The sequence below is a fragment of the Acinetobacter sp. ATCC 27244 genome (genome assembly GCF_000156555.1).
In the GTDB taxonomy this organism is placed as follows: Bacteria; Pseudomonadota; Gammaproteobacteria; order Pseudomonadales; family Moraxellaceae; genus Acinetobacter; species Acinetobacter haemolyticus.
In genome coordinates, this window is sequence record NZ_GG665952.1 from 250,160 (window position 1) to 259,561 (window position 9,402).

A 9,402-nucleotide genomic window follows, 5' to 3' on the forward strand; every position below is an offset into this window, starting at 1 on the left:
CACAATATGAAGTAAAAAATGCTATTCTTTTTAGATGCATTTTTTATAGCTTATTTAAAAGTTTATAACAGTTAAAGACGTTGTATTCTTTGATCACAAAACTGGAATGCAGCGCGACAACACTGTCGATTTTACCAATACGGCGTAATAATATTTCACTGTAATCATCCATATTACGCGCAACAAGTTCTAAGATAAAATCTGCACTCTGCCCTGTGACCAAAAAAGCATTGGTTACTTCTGGAATATCTTCTAGCTCTTCTAAAAACTTATCAAAAGTCTCACTATCATGCTTGCTCAAAGAAACTTGCAATAAGATATGTAAACTGAATCCAAGCTTATTAAAGTTAATTTCTCTTTTTAGCTGTCCCATCACCTGAGATTCAATCAAATTTTTGATCCGACGATGCACCGAACTCACAGACAGATTAATACGTTCTGATAGCTCATTCAGGTTCACATCTTCATGCGTTAAGATCTCAAGAATCTGCTTATCGAAACGATCTAACTCCATCTTATTATTCCTTTTTCAATGTAATGAAATTTAGTCACCTATTATTTCCCTGTTTGCATTTTTTTAAAAGTGTATTTGACAATAATTTCCAATTTTTAAAGATTTTATTCAATTATATTTGAATAAAAAGTCATAACTTCAGATTATTTCCCACATACTGACCTATTAAACTTATTTTTTTCAACTCTAAGCTATTCTTACTACATATGATAAAAACGAGCCAAGTTTAGCTTGGCTCGTTTTTAAATAGATTTCATTTTAAGTTATAGTGCAATCAAAAATTGCTTAAGCTTCTACAACTTTCAAATCAAGCCCTGCGGTATTTGCAAGTTCCGTAAACGTCGGAAAACTTGTTGCAACCGTTTCAGTACCATGAATCGTAATCGCACCAGCAGTTCTCAGACCTGCAATACTAAAACTCATTGCAATACGATGATCATGGTGAGATTCAATTTCACCACCATTAAAGATTGCTGACCAATCGCCAGATTTGCCTTTACCTTCAATGATGATACCATCTTCAGTTGGCGTGCAATCGATACCCATGATTTTCAAACCATCTGCCATCACTTGGATACGATCTGATTCTTTCACACGTAACTCAGCAGCTCCAGTCAACACAGTTTGACCTTCAGCACATGCAGCCGCAATAAATAATGCGGGGAACTCATCAATCGCCAATGGTACTTGATCTTCTGGCATATGGATGCCTTTGAGTGTACGAGAACCTTTGATATGAATATCTGCAATCGGCTCACCACCAGCGATACGTTCATTTTCAACGGTCAGATCAGCGCCCATTTGTTTCAGGATTTCAATCACACCAGTACGTGTTGGGTTGATACCAACCGCTTCAAGTACAACATCAGCACCTTCAGTAATCGCAGCGCCAACCATAAAGAATGCAGCCGAAGAAATATCAGAAGGAACTTGAATATTCGTACCGACTAACTTACCACCGCCCACAAGAGAAATGTTATTGCCTTCAGTTTTCACATCATACCCAAAGGCACGTAACATACGTTCAGTATGATCCCGTGTTGGTTCAGGTTCAGTCACTGAAGTTACACCTTCAGCCCATAAACCTGCTAATAAAATTCCAGATTTCACTTGCGCAGAAGCCATTGGTAAATCGTATTGAATCCCTTTAAGCGCTTGGTTACCTGTAATACTTACTGGTGGTGTACCTTTTTCACCGGTGGTTTGAATCTGAGCACCCATTTCACGAAGTGGCTTGGCAATACGCTCCATTGGACGTTTAGACAATGACGCATCGCCAGTCATCACAGAATCAAACTTTTGCGCAGACAACATACCAGACAACAAACGCATGCTTGTGCCTGAGTTACCCATATATAAAGCGCTTGCAGGTACTTTCAAGCCATGCATACCGACACCATGAATCGTGACTTCACCATTCTTCGGACCTTCGATGCTTACACCCATGTCACGGAAAGCTTGTAAAGTTGCCAATGCATCTTCACCCTCTAAGAAACCTGTCACATGCGTTGTGCCTTCAGCAATCGCGCCAAACATGATTGAACGATGCGACACAGACTTGTCACCTGGTACGGTGAATTTACCTGTAAATGTTTTCTTTCCCGGTAAAATACTAAATTGCTGTGTCACCTTGTTTTTCTCCATCAAAGGTTTTTTGGCTAACATATGGTTAAAGTGTTGACGAGCAGCTTGAGCATGCCCAAGCAATCCCATTAACGCTTGTGAATCTTCCTGTTCGATTAGTTTTTTCAACACTGAAAGTTGCTGTTCAAAACCTTCTACAGCATTCAAAATCGCAGTTTTGTTGGCGAAAAAAATATCATGCCACATTTGTGGATCACTGGCTGCAATTCGAGAAAAGTCTCGAAAACCACCCGCAGCATAACGGAAGATATCTAAATTATCTTCACGGTTCGCCAATTGCTCTACTAGATTGAAAGCCATCAAATGTGGTAAATGACTGGTGTGTGCCAATACTTCATCATGTTTGGTCACATCCATACAGATGACTTCAGCTTTCGCAGCAGACCAAAGCTGAATCAGCTTTTCGACCGCCCAATCCGCACTTGTAGCAACTGGTGTCAAAATCACTTTATGATTTGCAAATAAATCGACTTTGCCTGCATGCACACCTGTATGTTCAGCACCTGCGATCGGATGTCCAGGAACAAAACCAACCGGTAGACGCTCACCAAACACGGCTTTTGCAGCCTCAACAACATTGCCTTTGGTACTTCCCACATCGGTAATGATGGCATTTTGGTCCAGATAAGGTTTGATCTGTTCGAGTACCTTTTGAGTTGCACGCACAGGTAGCGCCAAAACAATTAAGTCAGCACCTACAACAGCTTCTTCAGGATTTGCATAACCTTCCTGAATAATACCCAATGCTTTTGCGTCATCTAAAGTTTTCTTTGAGCGTGTTGAAGCGACAATTTCAGATGCAAGTTGTTCTGCCACAATCACACGAGCAAGACTAGACCCAATCAGTCCAAGTCCAATAAATGCAACTTTTTTAAATAATGGTTGAGACATAAAACATATTTGCCTAATAAGACGATTTTGATATGGATAGATGTATAAACCACCTACCCATACGGTCAAAAATTACAAAACAGCAATTGGATAAGAACCCAGTACTCGCAGCTCTTTAACCATCGGACGAATTTCGTCTAAAGCTGCAGCTACATTAGCTTGATCAATATGACCTTCTAAATCAATAAAGAATACGTATGCCCATTTTTCAGGTAAAGCTGGGCGCGTTTCAATACTAGTTAAGCTGATTTTATGCTTCGCAAATGGCGCAAGGATCTCTAATAAAGCACCTGCACGATCATGTGCTGAGATCAATAAAGAGGTTTTATCATTACCACTTTGAGGAATTTTTTCACGACCAATCACAAGGAATCGCGTCGTATTTTCTGGGTTATCCTCAATATTGCTATGTAAAATCTCAAGATTATACATATTCGCCGCAATATCAGATGCAATCGCAGCAGAATGCCATTCATTACGAATACGACGTGCAGCCTCTGCATTAGAATTTAGGGCAACACGCTCTACACCGGGATAATGAGCATCCAACCACTTACGGCACTGTGCTAAAGTCTGCTGATGGGCGTAGATTTGTTTAATACTATCTTTACGAGTATTTTCTGACACAAGAAATTGATGATGAATCCGAAGTTCTACCTCACCGATGACATTTAACGTCGATGCTTTAAAACAATCAAGGGTATGGTTTACGATTCCTTCAGATGAGTTTTCAACTGGCACCACACCATAATGTGCACTACCTGCCTCAACTTCACGGAACACTTCATCAATGGTTGGCAACGGACGCACAATTGCATCTTGCCCAAAATGCTTCAAAACAGCCGATTGCGTAAATGTTCCTTCAGGTCCTAAGAATGCAATGCTCTGTGGTGCTTCAAGCGCCAAACAGGCAGACATAATCTCTCGGAATAATCGAGCCATCGTCGCATCAGATAAAGGACCTTGATTACGTTCCATGACTTTACGTAATACCTGCGCTTCACGTTCTGGACGATAAAATAATGGATTCTCTTCTGCTGCAAATTTCGCCTTAGCTACTGCCTCAGCCAACGAAGCGCGGCGATTTAGTAATTCTTGGATTTGTTGATCAACACTATCAATATCATTACGAATTTGTTCTAAGTTAAGTGACGTCGATGTGTTCTGTCCATCGTTTACCATTGAATGTAGCCTCAGCAAAATCATCTATAAAAATGGATTACAATTCATCTATGAATTGATTTCCCGAGCTAGTATAACAAGACTTTATGTTATTAAACACGCTGTGTTTTAACTCTTTTTATAATTGACCTTTATTGATAATGAGTTTCATTATATATTACATTCAAGTAAAAACCTGATCGAATCCATTATGCTGAGACACTTTAGTATTTTAACTTTTTCTTTATTCATCAGCTTAGACGTAACTTTTGCTCAATCGGTATCATTGAATAAAAATAACAACACATCAAAATCAGAATTTCAAACACAACAGAGTTTCGTACTGAATTCGAAATATACTAAACATGATTATTTGATACAGATATCTGTTCCTGCTGGTGAAGCACCAAATGGTGGTTTTCCAATACTGTATGTACTCGATGGTAATGCAGCCTTCGACAGTGCTGCCAATATTGCTAAATCTGTAGGTGCAGGTGCTAATCGTTTAGGTCTAGATCCCATCGCAATCGTTGCAATTGGCTATCCAATGCAAAGTACTTTCGATACAAAAAAACGCGCTCTGGATTATACCCCAAAAGCATCAACTGAATTTCAAAAACAGTCAAAATACCAATATGGAGGTGCAGAGCAATTCATCAAGTTTATTGAGCAAGAACTTAAACCTGTCATTCATTCCAAAATCAAGGTCAATTCCCAACAACAAAGCTTATTTGGTCATTCCTTTGGCGGACTCTTCGTTTTACATACCTTCTTTACTCAGCCACAAACTTTCCAACGCTATTTCGCAGCAAGCCCATCATTATGGTTTGATCACTATGCTCTGTTAAATCGACAAAACGACTGGTTAAATCATAGAGAAAATAGCGATCAAACACTCATGTTAATGACTACAGTGGGTACGCACGAGCACAGAAAAAATACTGCACCTGACGCAAACTCGATGCAAAAACAAAATGCATTTTATCAAAACTTCCTAGATCAGCGATCTCATCAATTTATGTACTGGGACTATAAACACCCAGCAGAACAGCATCTCACCAATATGTATGCAAGTTTACCCAAAGCTGTGATGTTAGCGGGTTGCCACATTCAAAAATGCTCGGAACTGTTTGATAATGCCATGACTAAATAATGGCTAACTATTTAATTTTATAATTTATTAAATCAATACATTATTGCAAACATAAAAAGATCCAAGGTGAGATCAACTAAATCTCTTAAGGAGAATACGCTTGTAGTCTTAAAACTCGATAAACACATAAATTGCGAAAGGTACTATCAATAGGATTCTTCAATCCATTTTGGATTAATGTATCCAATTCAAATCCACTTTTTTCACACAACATTCTTGCATCTTTATTTTCTTGGTCAACATGAGCTTCAATACAAGTAAAATCATAATATTCTTGCAACATGCATATCAATAATTGTATAGCTTTCCTCATTAATCCCCTTTTGCTAAACGCACTATTTCCCCAGAAACCAATCTCAAGTTTTGCGATCTCCCAACAAATATTATGCAACCCGACTAAACCGATAAAATTATGAGTGTGACTTTGTCTAATCACAAAAACAATGTCTTGATTCTTTGGTAAATTGCTAATGACATTTAGACAGTATAGTTTTGTATTTTCTAAACTTTGTTCATTCAATATCCATGGTATTGTCGCTGGATATTTCATCAAATGTTCAAGTGAGTAAGTAATTGCGGAATATATATCTTCAGCATCTTCTAGACATAATACTTGCAAATAAATATCTTGATTGGCTAAAGCTGAGATAAATGACTTATTTTCGTATAAATTCATATCAAATATTTTATATAAACAGGAAAAGTTGAATCAGATTAACCGATTCAACTTTTCTTATATGGTTTTCAAATCTTTAAAATAGAATTAGCTCTTAGATTAAGATTTTCCAATCAAACCACGTGCTACGATTTCTTTCATAATCTCGTTAGTACCACCGTAAATACGTTGGATACGTGCATCTACAAAGAAACGAGAAATCGGATATTCAGTCATATAACCATAACCACCGAAGAGTTGAAGTAAGTTATCTGCAACTTTCATCTGCATATCAGTACTGAAGCTCTTCAATGCCGCAGCAGTTTCAACATCCAATTTACCTTGCATATACAATTCAACATTTTGGTTGTAGAACGCTGCCGTTGCTAATTCGTCAATCTTTGCTTGAGCCAACACGAAACGTGTATTTTGGAATTGTGCAATTGCTTGACCAAAAGCTTGACGCTCTTTTACATAGGTCGTTGCTAAATCAATTGATCCGCGAATGGCACCCAAAGCAGTTGATGCAATTGCAGTACGTTCGCGTGGTAACTCTTGCATCAAATAAGCAAAACCTGAACCTGCGTTACCAAGTAATTGGTCTTTAGGTACTTTTACATTATCAAAGAACAATTCTGAAGTATCTTGCGAATGTAAACCGATCTTGTCTAAATTTGTTCCCTTCTTAAATCCATCCAGATGGGTATCAACCAACAATAAAGATACGCCTTTAGCACGTGCTTGTGGATCGGTTTTTACCGCAAGTACCACAACATCCGCATGTTGACCATTTGAAATAAAAGTTTTAGAGCCATTCAATAAATAATGATCATCTTGCAAAATGGCACTCGTACGCATTGCTTGTAAATCTGAACCAGCACCCGGTTCAGTCATCCCAATCGCGCCAACAGCTTCACCAGATACCATTTTAGGTAGCCAGTATTGCTTTTGCTCTTCTGTACCAATATGTTGAATATATGGTGCTGCAATTTCAGAGTGACAAGAAATCGCGGTAGATAATGCACAATAACCCGCACGTGCAGATTCTTCTACTAACATCAATGAATAATGTGTTGGTACACCATAACCACCATATTCTTCTGGTACATCTACACACAAGAAACCATTTTCACCTAATAAGTTCCAAACAGAACGAGGCATAAGCCCTTCTCGTTCCCATTGTTCATAATGCGGTGCAATATGCTCGCTCATAAAACGTTTAAAGTTATCGCGGAAGAGTTCCAAATCTGCATCGTAAGCTAACATCATTATTTCCTTTCGATTTCATTTTTCTTAAAAAATCACTTCGCAGTCATGCTAATGATTTTTAGGCTAGATGTCATGTTCCGTTTGCATCAAATCACTAGACTCATTCGGTCAGTTATTTTATTTGCAATCATGCAAATTGACGCACAATTGATTAATGATTAAACAGCACAACTGAATTTTTCCGCTAAACATGCTGCTTTTATGTCATATTAATTTCACTGCTAGCGACGTCTTAAATCCGATCATGAACACAAAACGAAATATCTATAAAACTGCTGAACATCCCTTTGCACAATATGTCCGTATTTTAGGGAAAGGCAAGACAGGTTCTCGCTCACTTAGCTATGAAGAAGCTTATCAAGCATTTAGCATGATTTTGAAAGATGAAGTGCTTGATGTACAGCTTGGTGCCTTTTTAATGCTTTTACGTGTTAAAGAGGAATCCGTAGATGAACTTGCTGGTTTTGTTCAAGCAACCCGTGATCAATTGAACTTTGCCCCACTTGATGTCGATTTAGACTGGTCATCTTATGCAGGTAAACGTAAACACTATCCTTGGTTTTTATTAGCAGCACTAACTTTGGCACATCATGGTTACAAGATCGTTATGCATGGTGCATCAGGTCATACGATTAACCGTGTTTATACTGAGCAAGTTCTTCAATACTTAGGCTATTCTATTTGCCAAAATGAACAAGATGTCAGCACTCAACTCAATCAACATAATTTTGCCTATCTGCCACTGGAAGTCATCTCACCAATTCTAAGTGAGCTTATTTCACTGAGAAACGTGATGGGCTTACGCTCTCCAATTCACACACTTGCCCGTTTAATTAATCCATTCAATGCAAAAGCAACTTTGCAAGCTATTTTCCATCCTGCTTATCGCACTTCACACCAGCAAACCGCTTTTCGTTTAGGTTATCAAAATAGTGCAGTGATTAAAGGTGAAGGTGGTGAGTTTGAGCGTAATCCTGATGCCAAGACACTTATTTGTGGAATAAAAAATGGGGAGTTATATGAGCACGAATTACCAAAACTGACACCTGATCGCAGCCCAATCGAAGAAGAACTTGATCTAGCAGTATTTAAAGCTGTTTGGCTCGGTGAGCAAACACATGAATATGGTGAAATGGCAATCATAGAGACTATGGGAATCGCACTTTATACAATGGGCGCTGTCAACAGCTACGATGAAGCCATGGTGAAAGCTAAAGTTCTTTGGGATAGTCGTTTAAATTAAGATAAGTGAAGCGATTTCTCAGTGAAGTCGCCTTTAATCACTGAAATTTCAATACAGATCTCATTTTTGGTTATCACTTCTATCTTATGCTTCTCTGTATACCACTCATGATAAGCTATGCCAAAGTCATAACTCCCAAACAGATTGCAAAGTCCTGCATTATGGGGTTTTTCTATTTCGTTTATAGAGGTACCAATAAGCCGCTCTGGATTACTAAAAAACTCTTCAATCTGTTGTTTATTTTTGACTATTTCAAAATTTTTATCCTCAGAAAAAAAACTAGGATTCAGTGAATAATTCTTTTTAAATAACTCTTCATAAACAATAATTAGAATAACTGCAATAATTGGCAGCAATATAAACAAATGATAATTTTTACTTAGCCAAAAATAGATAGTTAACCTTAAAAGCAACCCTATTACTAGACCTCCATAAATATAAGACAAACAAATCTGAATTTTGCTCAATTTTAAGTAATAACAAAACCAATAAAAACTGAGTGTAATGACACTAAAAATCAACAATATGAACGGGTTAAAATGAGAAAACTGAGCACACTTAATAAAAAACACATAAAATAAATTATAGGCATGACTTACCCCCAAAATAAAATTCAATTAAATATTTTTTGAGGGCAAATTTAAAATTGGTGTATTATTTCCATCCCAAATTCAACCAACATTCCATCTATTCGCTATCAAACTGCCAATATACCTCACCCCAATCCTGAGTTTTAAGCTCAGGTAAGATTTCACCTTGCTTAAAATATTGTCGTGAATTTTCTTGTGCGACTGTAAACCAGTAACCAGTTTTTGGGCATAATTGACCTGCTCGTACACTCAGTTTCTCGGTAGCTTCTACGTTGGTATCAG

Annotated in this window: 8 protein-coding genes and 1 pseudogene; 2 read left to right on the forward strand and 7 right to left on the reverse strand. The window is 37.8% G+C overall.

All coding sequences use genetic code 11. The features are described from left to right. Positions 1–43 precede the first annotated feature (43 nt). From HMPREF0023_RS06460 to pheA, 3 genes are all read right to left on the reverse strand, one after another. The gene (locus HMPREF0023_RS06460) at positions 44–514 is read right to left on the reverse strand and encodes an Lrp/AsnC family transcriptional regulator (protein WP_004638699.1); all 471 of its coding nucleotides are present in this window, start codon (positions 512–514) and stop codon (positions 44–46) included. A gap of 285 nt (positions 515–799) precedes the next feature. After that, entirely contained in the window at positions 800–3,049 is a 2,250-nt protein-coding gene (locus tag HMPREF0023_RS06465) for a bifunctional prephenate dehydrogenase/3-phosphoshikimate 1-carboxyvinyltransferase (protein ID WP_008941533.1), read from the reverse strand. Positions 3,050–3,121: 72 nt separating this feature from the next. Continuing rightward, a complete protein-coding gene (pheA, locus tag HMPREF0023_RS06470; RefSeq protein WP_008941534.1) occupies positions 3,122–4,231 on the reverse strand; it encodes a prephenate dehydratase in 1,110 nt (369 codons plus the stop codon). A 190-nt stretch (positions 4,232–4,421) separates the two neighbouring features. Here pheA and HMPREF0023_RS06475 point away from each other — a divergent pair, with 190 nt between their 5' ends. After that, positions 4,422–5,363: an alpha/beta hydrolase gene (locus tag HMPREF0023_RS06475; RefSeq protein WP_008941535.1), complete on the forward strand. Its 942-nt coding sequence runs from the start codon at positions 4,422–4,424 to the stop codon at positions 5,361–5,363. An 85-nt stretch (positions 5,364–5,448) separates the two neighbouring features. On the opposite strand, the gene HMPREF0023_RS06480 is transcribed toward HMPREF0023_RS06475, so the two are convergent. Then, a complete protein-coding gene (locus HMPREF0023_RS06480) occupies positions 5,449–6,039 on the reverse strand; it encodes a GNAT family N-acetyltransferase (protein ID WP_008941536.1) in 591 nt (196 codons plus the stop codon). A 99-nt stretch (positions 6,040–6,138) separates the two neighbouring features. Further along, positions 6,139–7,284, reverse strand: coding sequence for an acyl-CoA dehydrogenase family protein (locus HMPREF0023_RS06485; protein WP_017395703.1), 1,146 nt, complete (start codon positions 7,282–7,284; stop codon positions 6,139–6,141). 247 nt (positions 7,285–7,531) lie between these two features. Between HMPREF0023_RS06485 and HMPREF0023_RS06490 the strand changes: the two genes are divergently transcribed. After that, positions 7,532–8,530 carry a glycosyl transferase family protein gene (locus tag HMPREF0023_RS06490; RefSeq protein WP_109440342.1) on the forward strand — a complete coding sequence of 333 codons (999 nt, stop codon included), beginning with the start codon at positions 7,532–7,534 and terminating at the stop codon, positions 8,528–8,530. Here HMPREF0023_RS06490 and HMPREF0023_RS06495 read toward each other — a convergent pair. Further along, complete coding sequence (locus HMPREF0023_RS06495) at positions 8,527–8,976, reverse strand: hypothetical protein (protein ID WP_008941539.1); 450 nt, start codon at positions 8,974–8,976, stop codon at positions 8,527–8,529. The two genes, HMPREF0023_RS06490 and HMPREF0023_RS06495, sit on opposite strands and share 4 nt — an antisense overlap. 241 nt (positions 8,977–9,217) lie before the next feature. Next, positions 9,218–9,402 (reverse strand): annotated as a pseudogene (locus tag HMPREF0023_RS06500) (hypothetical protein); the annotation flags it as partial.